Origin of the sequence: Flectobacillus sp. BAB-3569 (assembly GCF_002270355.1) — a bacterium.
In the GTDB taxonomy this organism is placed as follows: domain Bacteria; phylum Bacteroidota; class Bacteroidia; order Cytophagales; family Spirosomataceae; genus Flectobacillus; species Flectobacillus roseus.
This window is the reverse complement of sequence record NZ_NJFZ01000093.1, coordinates 1-450: the sequence shown is the minus strand read 5'-3', so window position 1 is coordinate 450 and position 450 is coordinate 1. Positions and strand designations below refer to the sequence as shown.

Below are 450 nucleotides of genomic sequence, written 5' to 3'. Positions count from 1 at the left end.
GTTTTTTTTTTTTTTTTTTTTTTCGAAACCTGATGCTTCAAATCACGATAGGTTGTAACGTTTTGAAGCCTGTTAACTTCTATCGACTGGTACGTTTTTTCACGGAGTAGGCTCATCACAAAAATAGATATTTGGGATTCATTACGATAGCGCGAGCAATACCCACACGCTTTTTCATACCACCCGAAATTTCAGAAGGAGTACGTTGTCCCGCATTTTCCAAACCTACCCTTGAAGGCAGAATTCTGCACGATCGATTTTTTCCTTTTCCGACATATTTGTCAACATATCCAATGGAAACTTGACATTTTCTAAAACGGTTTTAGAAGTCAAAAAGTGCTCCACCTTGAAATAGCACGCCCATTTCACGACGAATATCCTTTTGTATCTCTTCTGAGGAATTATGAAATCACGCCCATCGTACMAAATATGTCCCGACTCAGGTTGATA

At 38.8% G+C, this 450-nt stretch carries 1 pseudogene; it reads right to left on the bottom strand.

The window, feature by feature from the left end:
• Window positions 1-108 precede the first annotated feature (108 nt).
• A pseudogene (locus BWI92_RS26490) lies at window positions 109-450 on the bottom strand (ABC transporter ATP-binding protein); the annotation flags it as partial.